The 25,860-nt window shown below is 28.0% G+C and carries 22 protein-coding genes; 18 read left to right on the top strand and 4 right to left on the bottom strand.

The annotated features are described in order from the left end of the window. Positions 1–22: 22 nt before the first annotated feature. The 4 genes from CP520_RS01990 to CP520_RS01975 form a co-directional block, all read right to left on the bottom strand. The gene (locus CP520_RS01990; RefSeq protein ID WP_096862806.1) at positions 23–1,195 is read right to left on the bottom strand and encodes a hypothetical protein; all 1,173 of its coding nucleotides are present in this window, start codon (positions 1,193–1,195) and stop codon (positions 23–25) included. Positions 1,196–1,332: 137 nt separating this feature from the next. After that, complete coding sequence (locus tag CP520_RS01985; RefSeq protein ID WP_096862805.1) at positions 1,333–1,761, bottom strand: HIT family protein; 429 nt, start codon at positions 1,759–1,761, stop codon at positions 1,333–1,335. After that, positions 1,745–4,048 (bottom strand): lipoprotein, encoded by a 2,304-nt coding sequence (locus tag CP520_RS01980; protein WP_096862804.1) that lies wholly within the window; start codon positions 4,046–4,048, stop codon positions 1,745–1,747. Before CP520_RS01980 ends, CP520_RS01985 begins: the two co-directional genes overlap by 17 nt. After that, the gene (locus CP520_RS01975) at positions 4,048–6,729 is read right to left on the bottom strand and encodes a lipoprotein (protein WP_096862803.1); all 2,682 of its coding nucleotides are present in this window, start codon (positions 6,727–6,729) and stop codon (positions 4,048–4,050) included. Before CP520_RS01975 ends, CP520_RS01980 begins: the two co-directional genes overlap by 1 nt. Before the next feature lie 215 nt (positions 6,730–6,944). Here CP520_RS01975 and CP520_RS01970 point away from each other — a divergent pair, with 215 nt between their 5' ends. The 18 genes from CP520_RS01970 (at position 6,945) to CP520_RS01885 (ending at position 25,838) form a co-directional block, all read left to right on the top strand. After that, positions 6,945–8,186, top strand: coding sequence for an aminotransferase class V-fold PLP-dependent enzyme (locus CP520_RS01970; RefSeq protein ID WP_373423243.1), 1,242 nt, complete (start codon positions 6,945–6,947; stop codon positions 8,184–8,186). Positions 8,187–8,212: 26 nt separating this feature from the next. Continuing rightward, the gene (gene sufU / locus CP520_RS01965; protein ID WP_096862801.1) at positions 8,213–8,650 is read left to right on the top strand and encodes a Fe-S cluster assembly sulfur transfer protein SufU; all 438 of its coding nucleotides are present in this window, start codon (positions 8,213–8,215) and stop codon (positions 8,648–8,650) included. 86 nt (positions 8,651–8,736) lie between these two features. Then, positions 8,737–9,381, top strand: coding sequence for a 5-formyltetrahydrofolate cyclo-ligase (locus CP520_RS01960; protein ID WP_096862800.1), 645 nt, complete (start codon positions 8,737–8,739; stop codon positions 9,379–9,381). A 200-nt stretch (positions 9,382–9,581) separates the two neighbouring features. Continuing rightward, positions 9,582–10,868: a glucose-6-phosphate isomerase gene (locus tag CP520_RS01955; RefSeq protein ID WP_096862799.1), complete on the top strand. Its 1,287-nt coding sequence runs from the start codon at positions 9,582–9,584 to the stop codon at positions 10,866–10,868. A 91-nt stretch (positions 10,869–10,959) separates the two neighbouring features. Then, the gene (locus CP520_RS01950; RefSeq protein ID WP_096862798.1) at positions 10,960–11,796 is read left to right on the top strand and encodes a hypothetical protein; all 837 of its coding nucleotides are present in this window, start codon (positions 10,960–10,962) and stop codon (positions 11,794–11,796) included. A gap of 90 nt (positions 11,797–11,886) precedes the next feature. Next, a complete protein-coding gene (locus CP520_RS01945; RefSeq protein ID WP_096862797.1) occupies positions 11,887–12,708 on the top strand; it encodes an Asp23/Gls24 family envelope stress response protein in 822 nt (273 codons plus the stop codon). A 127-nt stretch (positions 12,709–12,835) separates the two neighbouring features. Then, on the top strand, positions 12,836–14,206 hold the full coding sequence (locus tag CP520_RS01940) for a hypothetical protein (RefSeq protein WP_096862796.1): 1,371 nt from the start codon (positions 12,836–12,838) through the stop codon (positions 14,204–14,206). Between the two features lies 1 nt (position 14,207). Then, entirely contained in the window at positions 14,208–16,337 is a 2,130-nt protein-coding gene (locus tag CP520_RS01935; RefSeq protein ID WP_096862795.1) for a hypothetical protein, read from the top strand. Between the two features lie 68 nt (positions 16,338–16,405). Continuing rightward, positions 16,406–16,930, top strand: coding sequence for a hypothetical protein (locus CP520_RS01930; RefSeq protein ID WP_096862794.1), 525 nt, complete (start codon positions 16,406–16,408; stop codon positions 16,928–16,930). 172 nt (positions 16,931–17,102) lie between these two features. Next, on the top strand, positions 17,103–17,507 hold the full coding sequence (locus CP520_RS01925) for a hypothetical protein (protein ID WP_096862793.1): 405 nt from the start codon (positions 17,103–17,105) through the stop codon (positions 17,505–17,507). 110 nt (positions 17,508–17,617) lie between these two features. Then, positions 17,618–19,345, top strand: a complete 1,728-nt coding sequence (locus CP520_RS01920; RefSeq protein ID WP_096862792.1) for a hypothetical protein — start codon at positions 17,618–17,620, stop codon at positions 19,343–19,345. After that, the gene (locus tag CP520_RS01915; RefSeq protein WP_096862791.1) at positions 19,345–19,884 is read left to right on the top strand and encodes a hypothetical protein; all 540 of its coding nucleotides are present in this window, start codon (positions 19,345–19,347) and stop codon (positions 19,882–19,884) included. The genes CP520_RS01920 and CP520_RS01915 overlap by 1 nt, the downstream gene beginning before the upstream one ends. A 28-nt stretch (positions 19,885–19,912) precedes the next feature. Next, positions 19,913–20,374, top strand: coding sequence for a hypothetical protein (locus CP520_RS01910; RefSeq protein WP_096862790.1), 462 nt, complete (start codon positions 19,913–19,915; stop codon positions 20,372–20,374). Positions 20,375–20,477: 103 nt separating this feature from the next. Then, on the top strand, positions 20,478–21,536 hold the full coding sequence (locus tag CP520_RS01905; protein WP_096862789.1) for a hypothetical protein: 1,059 nt from the start codon (positions 20,478–20,480) through the stop codon (positions 21,534–21,536). Beyond that, positions 21,523–22,737 carry a hypothetical protein gene (locus CP520_RS01900; RefSeq protein ID WP_096862788.1) on the top strand — a complete coding sequence of 405 codons (1,215 nt, stop codon included), beginning with the start codon at positions 21,523–21,525 and terminating at the stop codon, positions 22,735–22,737. Before CP520_RS01905 ends, CP520_RS01900 begins: the two co-directional genes overlap by 14 nt. Positions 22,738–22,771: 34 nt before the next feature. Further along, entirely contained in the window at positions 22,772–23,191 is a 420-nt protein-coding gene (locus CP520_RS01895; protein WP_096862787.1) for a hypothetical protein, read from the top strand. After that, positions 23,184–25,250 carry a hypothetical protein gene (locus tag CP520_RS01890; RefSeq protein WP_096862786.1) on the top strand — a complete coding sequence of 689 codons (2,067 nt, stop codon included), beginning with the start codon at positions 23,184–23,186 and terminating at the stop codon, positions 25,248–25,250. The genes CP520_RS01895 and CP520_RS01890 overlap by 8 nt, the downstream gene beginning before the upstream one ends. Before the next feature lie 81 nt (positions 25,251–25,331). Continuing rightward, positions 25,332–25,838, top strand: coding sequence for a hypothetical protein (locus CP520_RS01885; protein ID WP_096862785.1), 507 nt, complete (start codon positions 25,332–25,334; stop codon positions 25,836–25,838). The last annotated feature ends 22 nt before the right edge of the window (positions 25,839–25,860 follow it).

Genomic DNA, 25,860 nt, shown 5'->3' with positions numbered 1-25,860 from the left:
CTTAATCTCAATACCATTTTTATTATTTGCGTCCTAGTATCGTTGTTCTAAGAATACCATATCATTCTTTTTTGTCTTCTTTTGCATATCTGTAAACTCCAGAATAACTAGATGAATGTGTATCGTTAGCATAAGTGAAAGACATTCCTGTACTAGTATATTTTATTAGTATGTTTGTATTTTTTCCATCATCTTTCCCATTCAATATGTCATTGATTTTTCTAATTATGTCACCATTATTTCAATTCTGGAATATTTGATAGTCATCCTGATAATTATTATTCGGGTTATTGAATAATATAATATTAAAAGCAACCGCTACGTTTATTGATTTTGGATTTAAATGTTTTTTCTTTTCTTCTATATCATATAAGAAATTGTTGATACTTATAGTATATTGACCATACTTATCAGTGGTAAATGAAATAGGCGTTACTACTGTATCTAGTTTTGTGGCAACATCTTCTTTCTCATTTAGTTCTCATGATGTGTTTCTTCCTGCTATTATAGCTGCATGACTAATATTCGAACCACTTTTTCATTGAATCATTGATTGATAACTAAGGTTAAAAGTAACATGCCATCCAACGCTTTTATCATATGTTCACTCTTCTTTAACTGCAAATTTAACTCTTTCATTAGAAGAATGACTTGCGTCGGTATAATATACTAAATCATGAATGTAATCTTTTCCTGCTAAATTAAAAATAAATTCTTTGTCTACATAGGGTGATTGCTTTCCACCGGCAAAAGTTCATCCATATTTACTATTTCATGTATTATATTTCAACTGCATTGTTAAAGTTACCTTTTCGTTTTGTTTCAGTCAATATTCTTTGTTGTTTCCAGCTCATCCTTGGTAGTCTAGAATATTATTTTCATATCAATTTGAATTCTTTGCAGTTTTTTGACTCCATATTTTATTTTCAAACCCATTTTCGGAAGGTGTATTTGGATAAACATCTTTCTTTTTATCTATATACATTCCCCAGGCCCTATGAAAGTTAGTTCCATCATTAATCCTACTTCTTGGATCATAAATAGATTGATAATTTCCGAATTTAATATCTTTTTCCTTTGTTTTTTCTATTTTCCTTTGATTTTGATTTGTGTTCGACAACGCTATGGTTGCTGTATTCGCCGCTGGTGTTGCTAAAATTGAAGCTCCAGCTGCAAGTGCCAATATAGTTTTCATAACTACCCCCTAATATCACCATAATCTTATCTTACCCTAGATAACATTTCAGTTGTCAATAAGAGCGCCATTTAAGACAGTTGGACTAAAAAAATGTAAAAAATGGTATTGAGATTAAGCTCTCAATACCATTTTTATTATTTAATTTTAATCATATCTAGGATTTCATCTTGTGGGATTAGACCTGATTCAATTACGTTTTTACTTAAAACATAACCCTCTGATTTTTTATATTTAGGAATTATGTGTTCATGATAGTGGAAGACTGCTTGATAAGCTTCTTCGCCTTGATTAGAAACATAATTAATTCCTTTTGGCTTTAAATCACTTTCTAAAATATGATTTGCAACGATTTTCTTAGCTTTAGCAACTTCTTCAAGGTATTTATCATCAGTGTCAGATAAATCTTTAAAGTGTTTTTTAGGAATTACTAAAGTATGTCCATTACTATTTGGTTGTAAATCTAAGAATGCTAGAACATATTCATTTTCATAAACGATAGGTGCTGATATTTCTTTATTAACGATTTTACAAAAGATACAGTCTTGACTAGTCTGAGCTTTCATCTTCGTTATTTACCTTAATATATTTAATGATTGCGTCATAAATTGGTTGATATCAGATATCGTTTGGATTGATGTAACGTTGATAAATTCCATTTTTAGCGTTTTCAACAGCTTGTGAATCATTATCAACTGTTAAGAATAATAAATAATCTAATAATAATTGTTTTTTATCGTCTGACAATTGAGTAATTTCTTTAACGTTTTGAGATCTGTTTGTTTTTCATTCATTTTCTAAAACATCAGGATTACTATTATCACTACCTAAGTGAAGTTTATAATTTACATCTCGTCCATTTAAAGAGCTTGCTTCAGTTCCACTAAAGATACCATTAGCACCTAAGTAGTTTTTGTTATCAACTTTTGCTCATGTGAAGTTAACTGTTTTGTTGTCTAAAGTTAAATTGATTGATGCATGAGGTGTATCACCTTTGTCCTTTGGAACAAAAACATAATTAACTCCATTTACTGTTGTAATAGTTGGTTCAGTTGGTTCAGCTACTAAAGTATTGAATTCAACTTTTTTAAATCCTCCAGCGCTTGTTATAGCAGACGTTTCAGTTCAACCAGCTTCTTTATTTTGAGGTTTTAACTCAACTCATTTATCTAAAGCTAAGTTACTAATATTATTAGCACCTGCATCAACTAGTGCTGGATTTTGAGAATTTTGTGTGTATGTATCAGTTGCGAATAAATCTTGTAAAAATAGGGGAACTGAAATAATTACATCAGCATATTTTGTTGCATCAAGATCTTTATTTTCAAAAGTAAAGTCTTTTGCTCCTGTGGTATTAATAGAATCTTTATTGATTAAGACTGAGGGACCATCAACTGAGGCCAAGCCTGCTTTAGCACGTTCATCAATGTTTAATGAACCACCTAAAACTGACTTTACATTGGTTTCTCCATCTTTTTTAACGATTCCTTGATAACCACTTCTATTGAAGATTGAATCAACTCCAGAAACACTTTGGTTATCTCCTGCAGTTTTAACTAAGTTTTCGAAAATTCCTGCAATAGTATTAACATCAGAAATATTATTTATATTTAAAAGATAACTACCATCTTTTTGACCACCATTTGAATTAATTCAATATCCATTTAATAAAGTATTTACAGCTGGAATTTTTTCTTTAGGAACTGCAAATGATCAAACCATTTTATAATTTGATTGATAGTTATTTGATGTTCATGATTGAATATCTTTTGCAAACAATGAATCTTTATTGAAGAATAGTGATTTTCCACCTTCTTTTTCTAATGCATTGTCTCCCAAACGAGAAATTAATTCTTTATCAGTTCCTCCATTTGAACGAACTCGATACATATCTCCCTTTAGATATTGAATAGCCATAATTTTTTCAGTATTTTGTTGACTTGTTGCAATGTAATTTTGGAAACGTAAGCTTAAAGCTTCTTTTCCAGTTAAAGCTTCACCTTCATTTAAGACATCATTTGGTAATTTACCTTCGCTAAATAAATCTGCATTAGATTTAATGTCATTTGTAGCACCTCTAACAACAAAGAACTCTGTTTTCCCACCAGTAAGTTCATCAGCAGTAGGGATGTTTACGTTGCTAAATAAATTTAAATAAGCCGGATCGCCTTTTGTGATATGAAGATTATTTTTGAAATCATTTGCTACAGCTCATCTTTTATAACCGGTTTTATCGCCTTCTTTTGAACTATATCAAATAGAAAGGTTACTCATACCGTCTTCTCTTTCACCTTCAATTGTCTTAAATGAATCAGGATTTATTTTATCAGCATAAGGGCTTGAATTATCTAAAGGAGTTTTAGTCCCACTAATTGAAGCTACGTAATCAGTATAAAGTTTTTCAATAGTTATGTTATTTCCAACACCATTAACTTCTTGATTAAAGTAGTTATTAGTTGAGTCGATATTTGTCGGGTCTAATGATTTGTCATCTGTTGAACCTACATATTTACCATTATTTAATTTATTAGTGATATTTCCGTCAGCTAATTGAAGTTTTGAAACTTTTGTTTTGTTTAAAACATCATTTGTATAACGAGTAGTTGAACCGGTATTAATTCAATCTAAAATAATTTCTTTTTGTTTTGTACTATCGGTTAACAACGGTAAGTCTTCAGCTCTTAATTCCGAATTACCATATTTTAAGATAACTTGATCTTTATCGGCGAAATTAATTTTGTCATACATTTTATGTTTTTCATCACTTTTAGAACTAGAACCACAAGCTACTACACTAGAGGCTGTTGTCGCAGTTAAACCAACTGCAGCTAATATTGAAAGAAATTTTTTCATTATTGTTGTCCTCCATTTTGAGTATTATCATTATTTGAATCTGGTTTGTTAACTTCAGCTTCTTTTTCTTTTCATCACTTATCGCTTGTTGCAATAGTGATTGAAGTTTGGTTTCCAAGTGTGGCTAAAGGTTTTCATTTATTATTCGGGTCATTTAAACTAACACTACTATTAGTTTTTACTCAATTTGTTCAACTAGTAGAAAAGTTATTATTTGACGTGTTTCAAGGATTAAAAGTACTAATTCCTTCTAAGATATAATTTCTATATTTTGCTTTAATAGCGTTAGCTGTTTTATCAGAATAATTATCAATACCCAAAAGTTTGTTGACTTCAGGTCCACCAAATAACATTGTGAATAATTGATCGCTTGTTTTACCTAAAACTTCTTTGAAGTAGTTTCAAACAGCAATTCAATCATTGGTAGGGTTTAGTGAAGTAGGTGTTTTAGAGCTAATATAGTTTTCAATTTCACTATTGATATTATATTTTTCTTTAGGAGTAGTGTTGGTTCCTGCAATAGAAGAGACAATTGAACTATTTACTAAGAAACGTAGATATTCATTTCCAAAAGAAGTATTTAAATCATTGTAGTTAACAAATGAGTCGGTTCTTTTTCCATTGTAATCATAAGTAGCTTCTTTTAAAGCGTTTAAGTTACCAGCGTTTTCTTTTTTAGACATATTATCATTCAAGGCTTGGATTCCTTGATAATTATTGATATCTGTTTTTAACTCATCAGCTTTTTTACCATCTCAATTTGCAGTAATAGAAGTTTGATCTTTTAATAAATCGCTAGAATTCAGTTTTTCATATCCTTCGATTCTTAAAATATGAATACCATCAGTATCAACGAATCCAATTATTCCTTGTTTAGCATTCAATACTTGATAAACGTTTTTTCCATTAGTAGCATCTGACCCGACACGTCTATTTATAGAGTTGATGAAATTTGAAACAGCTGATCCTGATTTATTATTAGCATCAGTTGCAACTGTGCCATCATCAACTGTTTTAGCAACAGGATTAGGATTTGCTTTATATTCTTGTTCATTAGCTCCATTTGCAATGAAGTCATATACTGAATATTTCAACACATCTGAAAAGTCACTAGAACTTGAATTGATAGTTAATAGTTTTTCATGTTGTTTGAGTGAAGTAGAAGAAATAAATTTTTCAGTTCAATCATATCCACCATTAGGTGATGCGGTTGTAAAGTTTTTTAAATTACCTTGTTGATTCATTAGTAAATCTCATGAATAGTTTGAAGTGTTTTCAAGTGGGATTTTGGTATTATCAACTCCACTAGTTGTTGCTCCATTTAATGAAGCTCATTGCTCTTTATTAACAAACATTGACATGAATGAATATAGAGAATCGGTATCTAAATTATTAGTACTTCCTTCTGCTCCAACATATCCAGCATTATTAATATTATTTGCAAGATTTCCATTTCCAGTTAAAGGAGCGATAACTACTTCAGAAATACCAACAGGTTTTTGAGTTTCAAAAAAGTTATTAGCAAAATATCTTTGTGAATTTGAAAGTAAGCCTCTTGTGTTATTTGATTGAGCAGGAGCTGTTTCAGATGCCATTGATACATAACTATCCATTAAAGTGTATTTTGCAAAGTTTATGTTTTTACCATTCAATCCGATTGAACTAATAGAATTTGTCTTTTTACCATTGTTGTAGTTGGTTGCGAAATTTGAATCAATACGCATAGCAAGTTGAGTTCCAAATTCTTCAGCTTTATCTAAAACTTCAACTTTAAAATTGTCTCTTGTTACTCAAGTGATGTTATCTATCTCAATATTATTGTCTTTAACGTCTGTTGGATGTAATCCTCCAGTTGCATTGATTAAGTTGATGATAGGAATTGAAAGTGCTGAAAAAGTATTATTGTTTCAATCATAAATTCCATCCAAGGCTTTTAATAAATTTTTATATTGGTCAATAGGTTCGATATTATTTCCAGGAACATAGGCTTCAGGAAGATTAATTGTTTGATTATTAATTGTTATTTTTTGACTTAGAATAACTGTTCCAAAATTGCTAATAATTGTTTGGAAAGAGTTTGTTGGCTTAGAGTTTGGAATATTGTTGATAGAATTTTTTAATGCATCTGCAACATTAACCCCTTCAGTAGCTTTCATCATTACGCTATTAATAACAATATCTTTTGCATCGGTGTAACTATTAAATTTACGGTTATATTCTTTTTCTAGATTTTTTCTAAAATCTTCTTCTCATTTTTTCCCAGTTTTTTTAGCGGTTTCAACTTGTCTGTTTCATTCAGTTTCTGCATTACCATATGAAATCTTCCATTGATCTTCTACTGTTTTTAAGAAGAAGTCATTTACATAGCCTTTTCCTTCTTGATCTTTAATAGTTTTATAAATATCTGATGATTTATCCATTAATTGGCTGAACATTTGGAACGCAAAATATTTCATAAAGTTTTCAATAGCTTGATTCTTTGAACCAAATAAATCTTCATCATGTGCACGTTTGATGAAATCTTCAGAAGTAAATTGACCTAAAGATCCACCTTTTAAAATGGTATTAGTACCAATTTCATCTTCTTTTTCTTTTTTTGAACTTGACCCACAAGCTACAACACTAGTGATTGGTGTCACAGACAAAGTAAAAGCAGCTAAAACACTTAGCAGTTTTTTCATTATAGACATCTCCCTTAATTTATTTCATTTTTCATTATTTGTTTTAAAACTTTTTTAATAAAACAATTTCTATTCTCTTAATAAAAAAGTGTATTTCATTGTGTTTAAATTATACCTTAAATAGCCTTTATTATGGAAACATTCCTAAAAGAAACAAACCCTAATTTCACCAGATGTGGTTTATAATAATAACTATTAAAAGGAAGGGTTTTAAAATAATGCCTAAAATTAAAAACATAAGAGAACAGTTTCCCTATTTAAATAAAAACAAGAAAACCATTTATTTTGATAATGGAGCTACCACCTTAAAACCAGAAACTGTTATTAAAGCTGAAAGTGATTATTTAACTTATATTGCCGCAAATCCTCATTCTGTTGATTATGAATCTGCTTTTGAAGCTAATGAAGTTTTATTAAAAACAAGAAAACTAGTTAAAGAATTTATTAATGCTGATAATGAAAAAGAAGTTATCTTTACTAGTGGAGCTACTGAAAGTTTAAATCAGGTTGCATTTGGGATTGAAGATTTAATTTCTGAAAATGATGAAATTTTAATCACTAATCTTGAACACTCTTCTGAACTTTTACCATGAGTTATTGTTGCTAAAAAGAAAAAGGCAATTATTAAAGAAATCCCTTTAAATAATGACTTATCAATTGATGTTGATAAACTTATGAAAATGATTAATAAAAAAACCAAAGTTGTGACTTTTTCAACTGTTTCAAACACCATTGGTGCTTGAAATGACTCACAAGCTATTATTAAAGCAATTAGAAAGAAAAATCCGAAAGTGATTGTAGCTGTTGATGCAGCACAAAGCATTGGTCATATTAAAACTGATGTCAAAAACTGAGATGTTGATTTCTTATCATTTTCAGCTCATAAAATGTATGGACCATTCGGAGTCGGAGTTTTATATGGAAAAGAAGAATATCTAGAACAATTAACTCCCTTTAAATATGGTGGGGGAATGAGTGCTTCTATTAATTTAAAAGAATTAAGTTATGAACCTGAACCAATTCCAGCAAGATTAGAAGCAGGAACCCCAAACATATCTGGAATTTATGCTTTTGCTAAAGCAATTGAATTTATCAATGATTTAGGAATTGATAAAATTCATGAATATGAAACTGGGTTAAAAGAATATGCTAAAAGAGCCATTTTAACTAACGAATTAGAAAAAGAATTTGATTTCTATAACTTAGAAAATGATTCACCAATTATTTTATTTAATGCAAAAGGTTTAAATCCACAAGATATCGCAACTTATTTAGCAAATGATTATGATATTGATGTCAGAAGTGGTGCTCATTGTGCTCGTTTAACTGATGAAGTTATTAAAACTAAAATAACCATTCGTGCTAGTTTAGCTGTTTATAATACAACTAAAGAAATTGATACTTTAGTTGAAGCTTTAAAAAATAGTGATCATTTTTTAGATCATTTATTTAAATAATAATTAAAAGAAAGGATGTTTAAAAAATGACAAGAGATATGAAACATGACCGTCAATTATTAATGGATCATTATACAAAACCAGAAAACAAAGGTTTTAATCCTAATCAAAAAGGATATCAAAAACGTTTGAAATCAGATAGTTGTGCTGATGAATTAACCATCCAAATTTTAAGTCATGATAATGTGATTGATGAGATTAAATTTGAAGGTAGTGCTTGTGTGATTGCAACTAGTAGTTTTGATCTTTTAATTAACTTATTAAAAGGAAAAAACTACACTGAAGCCATGGATTTATTAACAACTTATGAAGATATGATTCAAACTGGAAATATCAATGAAGAAAAACTTCAAGATTTAGTCATTTTTTCAAACGTTCATAAGCAAAAAAACCGTTGAAAATGCGCTCAATTAGGTGCAAATGGAGTAATTGAGTTCATTAATTCTGAAAATATTGAAAAATAGTTAAGATTTCTTTATATTCTCATAATAAAACAATCTTATAATGATATAATTTTTTTGTAGAAAGAAAGAGATGGATTGATTTTAGTATGCCAAGCAATAAAACCACACTTCGTGAGAAGTTTCTTGCTTTAAGAGCTAGAACCACTGATGACTACCGCATCAGTGCTCAACATAGAATCGATCAAAAAGTTTTGAAGTTTATTCAACACTTCAATCTCGATAAAATCGCTCTTTACATGTCAAAAGGTAAAGAGGTTGAAACCAGAAATATCATTAATTGATGTTTAAAAAACAACGTTGAAGTTTATCTACCAAAAGTTAGTTTAAATAAAACAATGGATTTTTATAAAATCACTAATTTAAAAAGTGATTTAGAACTCAATGATGGATTAAAAATCTATGAACCAGTAATTAGCAAAACAAAGAAGTTAAATGATCCAAATTCATTACAAGCTTATTTTGTCCCTTTAATATGTTTTGATAAAAACCTCAACCGAATTGGTTTTGGTCAAGGCTATTATGATCGTTACTTTTATGGTTGAGATTATTCTGGTTATAAGGTTGGATTAGCAAGAATGAACCAACTTAGTGAAAAGAAAATTGATGCTTCACAATTTGATGCGAGATTAGATTTAATCATCACTGATGATGAAATCTTTGTCGCTAAAAAAGATGAATCAATGCTTGAAACTGATTTATTATTTCTTGATTTAAAACCAACTGATAAATAAAAACCCCCTCAATAAACATTAATCGTTAATTTTATTAACGTTGATTTTATTATTTATAAAAATTGTCTTTGTCTTAAGTATCTTCTTTTATGAGATACTTTTTTCTTTGTCTTTAATATTATTAAGACCAATTTTGAAAAATTGGTTTTCTTTATGTGAAATTAATAATAAAATCATTAATAGAAAAGAGGACTATTAAAATGATTAAAGTTGACTTATCAAACACTGGTTTAAATGCTTTAGATAAAGAATTCCCAAACGAAGAAGTTAAAAGAATTCACAAAATGATCTTTGACAAAACTGGTGCTGGTTCAGATTTTTTAGGTTGATTAGACTGACCTGAATCTTATGACAAAAAAGAATATGCACAAATGCAACAAACAGCTAATGAATTAAAAGATAAAATTGATTATCTTGTTGTGATTGGGATTGGGGGTTCTTATTTAGGAACTCGTGCTGCTGATGACATGATTCGTGGTTTACACCCAACAAACGGAGTTAAATTAATTTATGCTGGAAATACTATTTCATCAACATATACAGCACAATTAGTTGATTTCTTAAAAGATAAAAACTACGGAATTTGTGTTGTTTCTAAATCAGGAACAACAACAGAACCTGGAATTGCTTTCCGTGTGTTCGAACAAGAATTAGTGAAAAAAGTTGGAGAAGAAAAAGCAAAAGACTTAATTGTTGCTGTTACTGACCGTTCAAAAGGGGCTTTGAAACAATTAGCTGACAATAAAGGATATGCTACTTTCACAATTCCAGATGATATCGGAGGACGTTTTTCAGTTCTTACACCGGTTGGAATTTTCCCATTAATGGTTGCTGGAGTTAACACTGATAACATTTTCAAAGGTGCTCAACAAGCCATGAAAGATTTACAAGCTGACGATTTAACTAATCCAGCTTACCAATATGCAGTTGCAAGAAACTTACTATATAGACAAGGTTATAAAACTGAAGCTTTTGTAAGTTATGAAATGCAAATGCAAATGGTTGGAGAATGATGAAAACAATTATTTGGTGAATCAGAAGGAAAAGATGGTAAATCATTATTACCTTCATCAATGATTTATACAACAGATTTACACTCATTAGGACAATGAGTTCAACAAGGAACTCGTGGAGTGATGTTTGAAACTGTTGTTGATATTAAAAAACCAACAATGGATTTAGAAATTCCAATGGACGCAGATAACTTAGATGGATTAAACTACTTAAAAGGTAAAACTTTCCATGAAGTTAACCAAACTGCTGAAAAAGGAGTTTTAGATGCTCACTGACACGATGGTAAAATGCCAAACATCGTTTTAAACTTTGATAGTATGGATGATGTAATGTTTGGATACTTAGTATACTGATTCGAAAGAGCGGTTGCAATGAGTGCATACATTTTAGGAGTTAATCCATTCGATCAACCAGGAGTTGAAATCTACAAACACAACATGTTTAAACTTTTAGGAAAACCTGGAGTTAAATAGATTTAAATCTTTAAATTATAATAATTTTAAATAAAGACACTAAAAAGTGTCTTTTTTCTTTTATAATAAAATTACAAAGGAGTCTTATTAAATGAATAGAAAATGAAAAATTTTCTTTTATTTATGATTTTCAATTGTACCAATTTTCTGTATCTTACTAGATACTTTCCTATCAACTACAAACCCAGTTAATACCCCACAAGGTCAAGGATATTTCACTTCTTATTTTGATTTATCTGTTGTGAGTCAATTAATTTATATTTCTGTTTGAACTGCAATTTTAGTAGCTGTTTTTGGGATTTTAAACTTCATTGCTTTATTTGTGAAAAAAATGCCAAATTGAGTTTCAAACAAAGTTAATCGTACTTTTGTTACCAGTATGACAACAATGGTTTTTTGTATTTATCTAGTAGCTTTCATTGCAGATCCTAAAGGGATTGTTGGAATGGATGTTTGATATAAAATCTTAAAATCAAGTTTAGAACACTTTGCAACACCAATCTTAATGTTGGTTTTCTATTTAACTTATGTTGATGAAACTCCAATTAGTTGTAAAAGTTATGCTGAAAAATGAGGATGATATTCAATTATCTTTACCAGTGTTTATATTATCTTTATCGTAATTAGAGCAGCAATGCTTTATAAATACGGACCAACTTCTGGATATTTAAACCAAAAACCAGAAGGTTTAACAGCTGAAGAAGCTGCTAACTGAACTTGAAAAGATAATGTGATTGCGATTTTCCCATATGAACAAGTTGATCCTTGAACAAAATCACCAGCCTTATGAATTCCTGCATGTATTGGAATTGTTTTAGCCCCTTATATTTTTGGAAACTTATTAAACTGAATTAGTAACTGTAATATTCGTTGAGCTGTGGACTATAAAGCAAAGAAAATTGACAAAACTGCTGAAAAAACTAAATAAAATTACAATTCTTTTCAAAAAAACACACATTAAAGTGTGTTTTTTTATACAATAAAGTTGATAAGAGAGGAAATAATATTAACAATTATTATGAAGAGAAAATGACAGATTTTCTTTTATTCATGATTTGGTTTAGTCTCAATCTTTTGTGTTTTATTAGATTTATTTATGAGTACTATTCAACCAGATAATCATGCTAAAGGACAAGGCTGATTCACATCTTATTTCGACTTATCAATCATTAATCAATTTATATATATTTCAGTTTGAACAACTTTATTAGTAGCAACTTTTGGAATTCTTAGCTTTATTGCTTTATTTGTTAAAAAAATGCCAAAATGAATTCTTGGGAAAAACAACCGTACTTTTTTAGTAAGTATGACTTCAATTGTTTTCTTCGTTTATACTGTGAGTTTAATTTCTAATCCTGACGGGATTATTGGTTTTGACATTTGATATAAAATCTTAAAATCAAGTTTAGAACACTTTATAACACCCATTTTAATGGTTGTCTTTTACTTCTGTTATGTTGACAAAGAACAAAACGTTAGTTGTAAAGCTTATGCAAAAAAATATGGTTGATTAACAATTATTTTTACTGGAACATATATCTTAGTCATGGTCATCCGAGCAGCAATGTTGTATAACTATGGACCAAAATCAGATTATTTAAACCAAAGACCAGAAAATGCACCAAGCGATTGAAACTGAGAGGATAATTCAATCGCCCCATTTCCATATGTAGTTTCTCCATGAACTAGTCCGTGATACATTTGAATTCCTGCTGGAATTGCTATTGTTTTATCACCTTATGGAGTTGGTAACTTATATAATTGATGAAGTAATCACACAAATGATTGATATTTCCATCATGTTCAAAAGAAACATGATTTAGAGAGAAAATTAGCTTAAATATTTATATCGCTAAGCATCCTTGAGTGGATGCTTTTTTATTGTCTCTATGGAGTGTGATATCAAATCATTTTAAATTTCTGAATGCTAGAATTTTTGAGAAATATTATTTTTAAAGGAGAAAAAAATGAGAACAAACTATTCAACACCATGATTTAAACTAGAGGATTATTTGACTTTTAATAATTTTGACAGAAAGAAATTAATCCAAGTTCCAAAAAAATGAGAGGAACTTTTTGATTCGGTTGAAGAGATGTGAGAAATTATCACAATCCGAATTCAAGAAAACATTAATCATTACTTTAATAATTTCTTTGAATTGATTCCATTTGATATGTTAAATGATCAATATCAACAATGAATTACTTTAGCCCTTTTCCACACCTTTGAATCTATTGTTAATGGAAGACTTCCAATTTATTCAAACGTAGAACTTGTCTTTTCTAATAATTCTAAAGATTATTCAATTTCAAATTCTTATAAGAAAAATTTTGGAAGTGTTTCAGACATGTTTCCCCCTGAAGCTATTAAGTATTTAAACTTAACTAATCTAAGACAAATTCAAAAATTTAAAAGTTGAGATGAGGCATTTGATATTTGATCTAAAAACATTGACGATAAAAAGTTAATTAATTTAAAAGATATCAAAACCTTGATAGATTCGCTTGATTTGACTAATCGCAACGTTTTGAAGCTTATTCAAGATGAGTTTAATAACCAAGCTGACAAAAATATCAGTTGAAGAACAGAGACTCTTACTTATATAGACGAAAAATTAGATTTACAAAAAATTGCAAAAAATATTATTGATAACGATACTGCAATTTCAAAAAAACTTGCTGAAGATATTAATAACCAGGTTTCTGATATTCCAAAGATTAAATCTGAAATGAACAATAAGTTAAATAAAAATGATTTTGAAATATTTTCAAATAAACAATCATCAAATTCTACTTCTTTTAACGAAAAACTTACAATTTTAGACAGAAAAATGGATGAGTTAAAAATTAAAACAGCTTATGTATATTCAGATTATTCAAATTCAAATTCAGTAAACTTTCCAATAAAAAATTATGGAATTAGAATCGACCAAGTTCTTGGGTTTACTGGTAGTTTAGCATGCTCAAGCGAAACCTTACTTTTGTCTGCTTTCAATAGACATTTTAAAAGAAGCGATTATGGTACCTGATGATGAACAATTTCTGCTTTTAGTTTCGGAGAGAAATCTTTCTTTAAAGATGTAAAAATTTCATGTCCACCAGCTGGTGATTTAATGATTTTTAGTTTAAATGGGTTGGATATGTCTGCGCATCCCAAAGATAGTGCTCTTACAATTTTTTACATAGATTATGAAACTAAACAGAATAATAAATTTAATTTATTAGAAAGCGATGAAGAAGTTTTTAAAGAAGCGTCATCTAAAGTGGTGGATTCATGATTTAATTTTGTAGATAAAGATGATCAAGAAAAAAGTGCCAAGAAAACAGGGGTCAAATAATATGGAAAATTTAGATTTTGATTTTCTACAAATTGATAATAATGTTGAGAATCAAAAGATTCCAGGAATGGAAAGAGAGTTATATATTTATCCACTTAAATCAATATTCAAAGAAAATGATAAAAATAAAGAACTCTTATCTTATTCTCCAAATGTTGTAAATCTCAAAATTATTGAGTTAGATGATTGTCAAAAAATTACAGCAGAATTAATAGAAAGTACGCAATTTGGGTATAACTCTAAACAATCTATTGCCTCTTTAGATAATGAACTAGTTATTGTAAGTAAATGTGATAAAACTTATTCTTTAGATGAAAAAATTAATTATGATCCTAACAAACTTTATCTTGTAAGTGAATTTGAAATTAAAACAGATAAAGACATCATAACTTTTGGTCAATTACTACAATCATATAACATAGATAGAACAAATTTTGAATTAACCAACCTTTTTTCTAACCCATTAATTACGACAACATCTTTAGAAGAATGAAAACCTAAAGATGCTAATTCTTTGGTAGTTAAAGTAGGAAAGCAATATTCAAGCTTTAAAGTTAAACAAATTGATTTGACAACGCCAAACGCTTTTCTGCTTGAATCTTTGAATAGTTTCGGAGCAAACTCGTTAGGAGAATATGGGAATGCAAGCATTAATTCTTTCGAATCTCTTTATCCTTTATGGTTAAATCCTATTGATTTGCAAAGGAATGGTAAACTAAGAGTTTTAAATTATTGATGTTCAAATAGAATTTTGCCAATATCAGATGTTATGAAAATATCAAGAAAATATGATAATTCGGATGAGATAGGAAAATTGTTAAAATTTGATGATTCCAGCAAAAACCCTATAAAAACTAAAAAAGAAGAAAATGATATTGAGTCTTTGATAATAACATTTGACGATATAACTGTTATAAATAGATTTTATTTAAAAGGTGATGCACTTGGACCTGATGAATTTAGAACCAAACATATTTCGCATCAAATAGAATATAAAAATAATGAGCAATTTCCGTTCGTTTTACGTCCTATGGCTCTTGAATCAAATAAGGATGCAGGGATAACAACAGAGATGAAGGCTGCAAAATATATTCCCACTCTTTTAAATAAAATGATAAATTTTAAATTTAATCCTGAAACATTGTATGGTGGGATTATAGGCCATAGCTATGATGTAAAAATTACTAAAAATATGAGAATTTCATATACCACGAATAACAGTATAGATACTTCATCTTTATATGAATTATTGCTAGATGTCATGACTGCCACTTTTAATTACAACAATAATTTCAAAGGCGCAGGCTACAAAAACAACGAAACAAAAGAACTTAACTACATGGCTTTATATAAGCAAGAATTTGAAGGTAAAACTATTAGAGAATACATTGATGGATTAGAAAGCGCATGAGAAAAATCTAATCCGGAATTTGTACAAACTAAACAATATGATAACTATAAAAAGATTAGAACGATGTTAAGTTCTGAAACTTATGGAACCTTTTCAATTGGTGGTAATAAAAATTCTGATGATAAATTTCTATTGCCTTATTATTTTGAAATTATTTCCAAACCTAAATTTAAGGATAAAGATAACAACATTATAAATGAATCAAAAAAAGGAGACGGAATTTGGAAATACGACGAAATAATTGTTTCATGTAAATCTAATTATTTTAGTAAAGATTTTAAGCCTTTGCTTCCTTCACTTTCTGAAAAGAAAATATTAAATTCAAATAACGATTCTTTTGTATGACAAAATATGAACGATATAATTTCAGAAACAAAATTACCTAGTTTAAGTAATGGTGATCTTAAGACATCTGATGAAAACGTAGGGAAATTTTTGGTTTATTCAAAATTTGATTGAACAAAAGTTTATGGCACATCGGAAGAAATTATTAAAAATAAAGCCTTTTTTGAAAAAAATCAAAATATCAAAGAAAAATATTCGTTTTCTTTAGGTGAATATAACAATTCGATAAAAGATATTACTTTAACTGCCTTGTATGGCTCTGGAAAATACGATATACATTTAGTTGATGAAAATAATAAAAAAATAGAATTAAATGATATTAATTTATTTAATCCACAACAAGAGAATATTGGATTAGTAAAAATTTTATTATAATAATTAAAAAATAAATTTTTATATAAAATAGTAGTAAAGAATTATTTTTTAGGTTTGGAGAAAATTACATGAAAAAGATTATTTTACCCATAATGTCTGTTTTGATTTCATCAGTCGCTTCTACGACAACAATTTCTTGTTCAAAAAGTGTAGCAAAGCAAGAAGAATCTAATAATAAAGTTTTAATTGATGATTGAAATTCGCATTTTAGCAATGATTGTGAATTAATGGCTAATTTTAATTTAAATGATAAGATGAAAAATCTTTTTGATAAAGAATACATATGAAATAATGTGAAAGACTTTTTTTCTTTTGATAATTCTGGCAAGACAAAAGAAATAATCGAGAATACTTATGAGTTGACTTGAATTCAAGGCTCTCCTTCATTGATTAATGGAGATGACTCAATTCAAAGTAACATAGATCATATTAGGGTGAGTAAAACCGGAGTGTATGGTCTCTCTATAGTTGTGGGGAATAAAAAATGGCATTCTGATTATGAAAAAACAAATTCATATTCTGATTTAGATAAATTAAATAAAAGTTTAAATGAGGTAAAAATAATAATTAGCAAATCTCTGATTACTGTCTAAAATCTAAGATTGTAAAATAAGTTTATTAATTATAAAAATAAGGAACACGATTTATTATCGTGTTCCTTATTTTTTTGGCTATGGACTGTGATTTCAAAAAACAGTTTTTTATTTACATGCTAAAATGTTCCGCGAATAAATCAAATTTTATTCGTAGAAAGAGATTTTTTAAATGAAAAATAAAGTATCTAAAAAGAATAAATGCAAATATTGCGGAAAATGAATAACCTATGGGACACATGATTTTCTTTGCTCAATTTGTCTTGAAAATAAGCCGAGGCTGTTAGTTCTTAAATCAATAGAATGGTTAGCAGGATATCATAAAGCAGTTGTTCATTGTGACTTATTTGATGAAGGAGAGTTTTGATATACAGATAGTATAACCATCCAATTTGGTAAAAATATAGTAACTAGAGGAGAGGCATACAAATTACTAGAAAGTAATCCTGAAATAATAGTAAATAATTTTGACTTCAATTCGCGTTCAACTAATACCATTGTAAGATTTCCAAGATACCCTAAAGAATTAGGGATTAATGTAAGGGAAAGTAGGAATGACCCACAATTCAAACAATAAATAATGGAATGTGATTTAAAAAATAATATTTTTTAATATTCATATAATTAAAAGCAAGTATCTATCATCCGATTTTTACAAAATACAAAATACTTGACTGGAGAATAAACATGGTTGGAACAACTGACATTGAATTAAAAAGAATAAGTAATGCAAACTTAAAACTAACTAATTTAACACACATACAAGTTCAGAAGAAGAAAACATCAACTTGATTAACAATTTTAAAATGAATTGGGATTTCTGTTTTAGCAGGAGCATTAGCTGCTGTAGGACAAGCTTGGGCTTCGGCCGGTATGATCGCTCTAGGAGCATCACAAGTAGCTGTAACTACAGTAGCAGTTTTAACTTCTGCTTCAATAGAGTTTGGTGTAATGCAAATAGCTGATGCAATTGAAGGAAATGTAACCGTAGGTGGTACATTATTAAATGCTCTACCTTTTTTAGGTATTGGAAAAGCTATTGGACAAGGAACTAAATTAGCTAAAGTTTTAAAAACTGCTAAAGTTAACGGTCTATTAAAAGAAATGAATATCGCTGAAAAAGAAATCAAATCTTTAGACCAGCTTGCACGTTTAATGGAGAATAAAAATGTTATTTCTTCATTAACTAAACAAACATATAACTTTGGAACTAAAAAAGAATCTTATTCAACTTTAATGAAATATTTATCAGATGCTTCAACATCAAAAGGAATTAATCAAGCAAGCCGAAATATTGCAAATGGTGCAAAATATACAGCCAATGGTGTAAATGATTTGTTAGAGTTTAATGCTTTATTGAAAAAAGTTTCACCAGAATTATTTCCACATGTCGAAGGTAAGTATTATAAAATTGCAGATAATTTGGTGAAAGGTACTGAAAAGAATCTTAATGTTTTTGAGAGAACACCTAAGGTTCTTCTAGATAAGGATAAATTTGCAAAATTACTTAAAAATATTCCATTAAAAAGCCCACATGAATCTGAAAAAGTTGTTTGAGCTTTATATGGAATGAAACAAGCCGCGTATATTCAAGAACGATTGCTTAATAAGATCTCAAGACTTGGTAGAAATATAAATAAATTTTTTGAAGTAATTAATCCTACATATTGGCTTAAAAAAGAAATCAAAAAAATTGTTTCTGGTCTAAAAGATGAAACTGTTAAATTAATTGAAAAACAAGTAGCCAAAAATAGTAATAATTCTAATAAAGCACTTGTAGATAAAATTAACAAAATCAATGGCATTGATTTCGCGACAACTCTAAGAACCGCTTCTGAAAATGTAGATAATTTATTAATAGATGTTGATTCTAAATGAATCATGGCTTATAAATTCAAAAAAGTAATGGATGATTATGTAGTTGCTATTTATTTTCAAAATACTAAATATTTACCTCAAATTTATAAATGAGATGAAAAACAATTTAATTCTTGAGTTAAAGCAACAACTGATAGAAAAATAATTGATAAATATTATAGTGATAATATGGAAATGCAAAATCATGCAAAAACAAGTTATTTTAATGCAGCAACTAACTTCATGCCAACAATAGTAAAAGAATTTATTAATAACGTTTACAATACTTTTATGCATATTAAAAAATTAAAAGGTTTATCAACTTCTGTAAAAAGTGTCGAATTTTATAGAAATGCTGCTTCAGATGTCAAGGAATATACAAAAAATGAGATATTAGGTTTTGGTGCTTCACTAATGTTTACAACAACAGCTATTGATAAGGAAAAAACAGGTTCAGGCAAATCTGGAAATGGTTCTAAGGGATATTTCTATTATAATAATCGTTTTCAAAATGTTTCAACATATAATGAAATGCTTGAAAAAGGGAGAATTTTATAATGGATTTAGAAAAAGAAAAGATTCCCAAACCAAAGCCTACATGACATTGTTTCATTCCTTTTAGTAAAACAAGACAAGTTTATAAAAATGATTTAGAAAGATATGAGCAACAATTCTTAGATCCCATTGGCAAAATAAGGCTAAAAGAAAATAAAGCTATTAACGAACTTTCTGGTTTGATAATAACGGTTTTAACTATGACATTGGGATTCGTCCCGTGATTTTCTGAATCTTTACCATCATTTTTAGAATGAATGAAACTTGGGTTAGCTCCATCTAATCAATATTCATGAGCAGATCATTTAATGGCTTTTATTGTTCCTGCAGCTGGAGGAAGTGTGGCACACTTTGTTCCTAAAAAGCTTCCAGGTAAAGTTGGTAAAATAGTAAATTTAATTATTAAAATTTTACCAGTCGTAATTTTAATCATTTGATTAATTAATCGAGAAATAGATATTCATAAAATTAAAAAACAAAACAAAAAAGCCTTCAAAACTAGCTATATGGATTGTGATATAAATCCAGAAAGCAAAGAATAAAAATATAATTCTAGCAAGGAGGTTATCAATGTTAAAAAATAGTAAATTTTATACATATTTTTCTAAAGCAATCCCATATTTAACTGGTATGGGAGTAGGAACTGCATTAAGTTTTATTCTTACAGCAATTCCAGCAATTAGAAATCTTAAAACTGGATATATTGTTTTGATTGTTTTAAGCATTGCTTTTGCAGCGTTATTCTTATCAGCATTAATTTTCAAATGAGCTGTTCCTGCAATTGATGCATCAAAAAAATATAAACAGTATAGAAATTCTTTAATTGATCGCATGCTAGGATTATCTGAAACAAATGATTCGCCAGAAGAAATCAAAGCAAAAAGCAAAGAATTAAAACAATTAATTGACAAAGCCAAAGTAGATTTTGAAAAGAGTAAAAAAATCTTTCGTTCAACTACTAAAAATGCTAAAGGGGCTAGTGCTTTTGCTCAACAAATTGAAGAAAAAGAATTAAATGATGAAGTAGCTTAAAAAGCTACTTTTTTATTTGCATAAATGGAGTGTGATATGAAACCAATGATGAAAGATGAAATGTTAGAATTTCAACAATCATATTAAAGTGAGAGGAAAAAACATGAAAGAAACAAACAGATATCAAAAATTTGTGGTTTATGAAGAATTTGATGAACTAGTTGAAACTAAAGAAAGTTTTGACTTATTAAATGCTTTGATAAAAACAAATTTGAATAAATTTGATTGAAAGAATCTAACAACGGATAACTCAACTTTTAATCAAGTTCTAGAAGCAAAAAATAATAAATCGGTTATTTATAAAGTTTCAAAACAATCTTTAGTAAACAATGAAAAATATGGAATTTTGTTGTTATCAATTAATAACAAAACTAAATTTTTATCTTCTGAAGTTAAAGAAATTCAATTTAATTATTTAACTAACGAAATTATTTATTTAAAGACCCATTTATTTAATTATTGAGAAGATGGAAAAGAAACTGAGATGTATATCGAGTTTATTAATGAAGAAAAATTGACTTTTAACTTGATTAAGTTAAATAACAATAATGAAGAAAAAATGAATGAGGAGCAAAGAAAACGCTTTATTGATAAATTTGGCTTAAACGATAATTATGAAACTCTTCCGTTCGTTTTGTGACGAACCAATGATTTAGATGAAGATGAATTTTCTCATCAAAGAAATCTAGCCAGACATTTAGAATTTGTACAAAAAATTTTAACTGATCAATTATTAAATTCTATGGTTAAAAAAGAAGCTATTTTTTCAGACATGGATTCAAACCAAGAAACAGAAGACCACGGTTTAAGAGAATTTACTGATTTAAAAATCGATCGTATTAGTTCTTTAGACCCAAACTATAGAGCGACAAACGCTTTATACCAGCCAAATAATCAAATTAAAAATTTTATGGATTATTATGACTGACAAATGAAAAACATTTTTAATTTGTCAGGTATTAAAAATAAATCTGACAGTAAGGAAGAAACAAACGTTTCGATGTTTGATATCGATAATACAATCAATCAATTTAAAACAAATATCAAACAAATGGTTATTAAACTAAATAAAAATCTTGGAAATGATGTTTTAAATGAGCCGAACATTATTTTAGATTTAAAAGAAAACAGAACAGAGGTTATTAAAAATGATGAGAACTAATTACAACTATCCTTGATTTAAATTAGAGGATTTTATTGCTAATAATAATTTTGGAAAGAAACGATTAGCAAATCTACCGAAAAAATTTGAGAAACAATTCGATAGTGTTGAGGAACTATGAGAAACAGCAACTATTAGAATCCAAAGTTTAATTAATTTACATTTTGATGGGTACTTTGACTTAATTCCGTTTGAAATGACTTCTGAAATCAATAGAAGATACATCATGTTGGCAATCTTCGATACTTTTGAAGCCATATTATTCGGAAGACTTCCTATTAATTCAAACGTTGATTTAATTATTACCAACAATTCTAAGGATTATTCACTAACTAATTATTTTAAAAACAATAATGGATCTATTACTGATATTTTTCCACCATCAGCCATGGCGTGATTAAGTCATACAAATATAAAAAAATTATATAAAGTTAAATCTTGAAATGAAGTTTTTGAAGAATGATCTAAAACTATTGATCCAAATGAATTAATAAACAAAGAATACGTTAAAACATTAGTTGAATCTTTAGATTTGACTAATCGTAATGTTTTAAAATTAATTGACGATGAAATTGCTAAAAATAAAATTGACGATGAAAATTGAAAAAAAGAAACATTAGGATATATTGAATCAAAATTAGATTTGGCTCAAATTGCTAAAAATATTATTAATAATGATGAAACAATTTCTAATAAAATTGCAAACGAAATTAATAATAGAGTTGCTGATATTCCAAAAATGAAAGCAGACATTGATAAAAAAGCAGATGTCAAATATGTTGAAGAAATTGTAGAGAATCAAAAAACTATCAATCAAACTCAAAATAGTGCTATTGAAAACCAAAACAATATGTTAGAGAAATTGAAAATTAAAGCAATTAAGATTTCTGGTGAAAAAAAAGATAACACAAATGTTTTATTTAAACTGCCTTCATGATTATCTCCTGATAAAGTTATTGGTATTTCTGGACAATTAATGGCCGAAATAATTTTATACGTTAATATATTTAATTTATCTTATGGCCCGGAAAATTTAGCTTGATACAGAATTCCAATCCTAGAAACTTACAATGCAGGGTATGTTCTAATGTCAACACTAACTATAAATAGATCAGATAATACATTTAATTTTGCACTAGAATCTACAAAATGAAACCTTGATCCAGATAGACAAACATTATTGTTTTTTTATGCAGAATAAAATTTAAATTATTTTTTATATAAAAGGAGAAAAAATGACAAATTTATTAAAGTCTTATGATGTCGCTATGAGAACGCAAAATGAAATAGTGTACATGAAAAACGAAAACAAAATAATCTCTAAAAATCTAAAATCTTTAGAGCAAAAAAAGCAATTTCTTAATTTAAGAAAAGAAAATATTGAGTTGGAAAGAAATAATTACATAGAAAAGACATATTCTCAGTTTAATTCAGAGTTACCAAAGTATGTTGATAAAAATACACAAAAAGAATTAGACGATTTAAGAGAAGTTGTAAAAAAATTAAACAATGAATTGCAAGAAAACAGTAATAGAATCGAACATTATGAAAGTGAGATTAATAAAATGAACAAAAAAGTAGAATACAGTTTTTCAATATCAAGGAAAATAGGTGAAGTTAGAAATGAACACTTTGAGGAGGAGTATGATGAATAACCAGCAATTTGATGATTTTGATTTCTTCCAAATAGGCAATGAAATTGAAAATAACAAGATACCAGGCATGGAAAGAGAACTTTACATCTATCCAATCAAATCAATATTCAAAAATATTGATGCAAATAAGGAACTTATCACATATTCTCCATACACAGAAAACTTAAGAATTATTGATCTTGATGATGTTAAAAAAATAAAAGCAGAATTAATCGAGAATCCTCAATATAGTTATAATAGTAAACAATCGCTAAGTAACATGGATGGAGAATTAGCTATTGTTAGTAAATATGATAAATTTTATACAACTACAGAAGATTTTGAATACAATCCTAATAAACTTTATTTAGTTTCAGAATTCGAAATTAAAACTGATATAGACATAGAAACTTTTGGTCAAATCATTCAAACTTTTACTTCAAAAACATTTGGAGAAGACAATTTAAATCTTTCTAGAGAATTAACTATCGGGACGACTTTATTAAGCGAATGAAAACCAAGAGATGCAAATAATTTAATTATTAAAATTGGTAAAGAATTAAATAAAACAATGTTGTCTAAAATTAAAATAAAAACACCTAAATCATTTTTGATTAGCTCTTTAAAAGCTGTTAATTCGGAAAAAGGTATAAGTTCTTACATAAGTTTAGAACCGCAGGATGTACTATTCCCTCTTTGAATAAATCCAATTAACATATCTAATTCTAAAAAAATTGATGTAATTAATTATTGAATGAGCGATAGAATATTTGCGCTCGAGGAAGCAAAAAGAATTTCCGATTCAAATCATTCATCTTTCGAAATATCAAAATTACTTGAATTTAGTGATGAAGAAGCTGTTTCTAAAGAAACTATCAGTGCTAATAATGTTGAATATATAAAAATTGATTTTCCTGAAATTTTTTATGATGTAAAAAAAGGAAAACAGACAGGTTCTTGAAAAGGGTCTAGCGTTACATATGGGAAAGATAAGTATGAAAACAGAGACAATTGACCTATCGTTAACGATCGTGATAATCGCGATGAATTAGGTAGCCGCGAGAGACCTAATTTATATAGCTTACCCTATCAATTGTTATATGCAAACACTTTCTATAGATTTGAATGATTTGAAAAAAATCTAAGTATTCAATACGTTTTAGATAATTCTATAAAACCTTCCAGCCTTACTGAATTACTAAAAGATGTATTAAATGCTTCATACAACTATTCTATGAATTTCAAAGGTGCTGGGTATACAAACGAACAAACAAAAGAATTAAACAAAATGGCTCTTTATAAGCAGGAATTCGAAGGTAAAACTATTTCAGAATATATTGATGGATTAGAAAAATCATGAGAACAAGCTCATCCTAATAAAATCGATTCTACACAGTACTCAAATTATAAAAAAATTAGAACAATGCTTAGTCCGTATATATTCGGAACTAATTCAATTGGTAACAATAAACAAGATGATGCAAGATTTTTATTGCCATATTGATTTGAGCTTACTTCTAAACCTGTTTATGACATCGACGGAAATATATCTGATCAAACAGAATCCGGACGTGGTTTATGGAAATATAAAAATATTAATGTCAAATTAAAATCATTGTATTTTAACTTAGAAAATAAAACTCCTAATAAAATGAAAAATTCAAAACAATTAATATTAACTGGTAATAATGATACATTTATTTGGCAAAATCCAAAAGAAGTTATTGAAGAATCTAAATTGCCAGGTCTAAAAAACTCAGATTTTAAGACCTCTGATATAAATGTTACGAAATATTTACTTTATACTAGAACAAATATTATTAACTATTTAGGAAGTGGGAAATCTTTGATTTTCAATAAAGAAGATTTTGATAGTATGTTAGAAGAGAACATACTAACTTTTGAAAGTAAAATTGCTTTCCAATCTCTGAATTTTCTAGAACTATCAGGACTATTTTTACCAGGCAACTATTCCCTAGAGTTCATCGATGCAAATGGTAACACCACCTTAAAAATTAACGATTTAATTTTTTCTAGAGGAGAGAAGGAGGATGTGAGTGCGATTAAAATAATTTTTTAGAATTATTGCAATTAAACTCATATGTTCTCAACATATTTTATATAATATATTTAATTAAATAGAACATGAGGGTTTGTTTTTATGAAAAAAAAATTAGCAATTTTTTTTGCCATCGCTTTTATACCAGCTTTAACTTCTCCTATTTCCAGTTGTTCAAAGCAAACAATCTCTTCAGAGAATACAGAAATAAATAATCTTATATCAAAGAATATAAATAAAAACACAAATTTAAATCTTCCGTTAGATACAAAAATGTCAACAATTTCAGATGCTAGCACAGTGTTTAGGTTATCTAACAAAATATTAGAAAATATTATAAATAACTTATCTGAAGAGCAAAACAAAATATTCAAAGATTATTTTGTTAGTAATGCTGTTCTTGCTTGAACAAATTTAGAAAAAGATGGAGTTTATTCAATGGATGATACAATAAGCGAAGCAATTGATAAAACTGGTGGGCCTAGTTACAAGTCAAATGATGATTATGGTTTTAGAATATGAATAAAAAGAGGAAAAGATTCCTCAGGAAAAATTATAAAAGAATTTAATTATTGATTATGCAAAATTCCTAGAAATCAATCACTTTAAATGTTATTGTAGAAAATTAATA

It is taken from the genome of Mesoplasma lactucae ATCC 49193, assembly GCF_002441935.1.
Lineage (GTDB): Bacteria > Bacillota_I > Bacilli_A > Mycoplasmatales > Mycoplasmataceae > Edwardiiplasma > Edwardiiplasma lactucae.
Note: the sequence above shows the minus strand (reverse complement) of the source record. Positions and strands in the feature narration are given on the sequence as shown.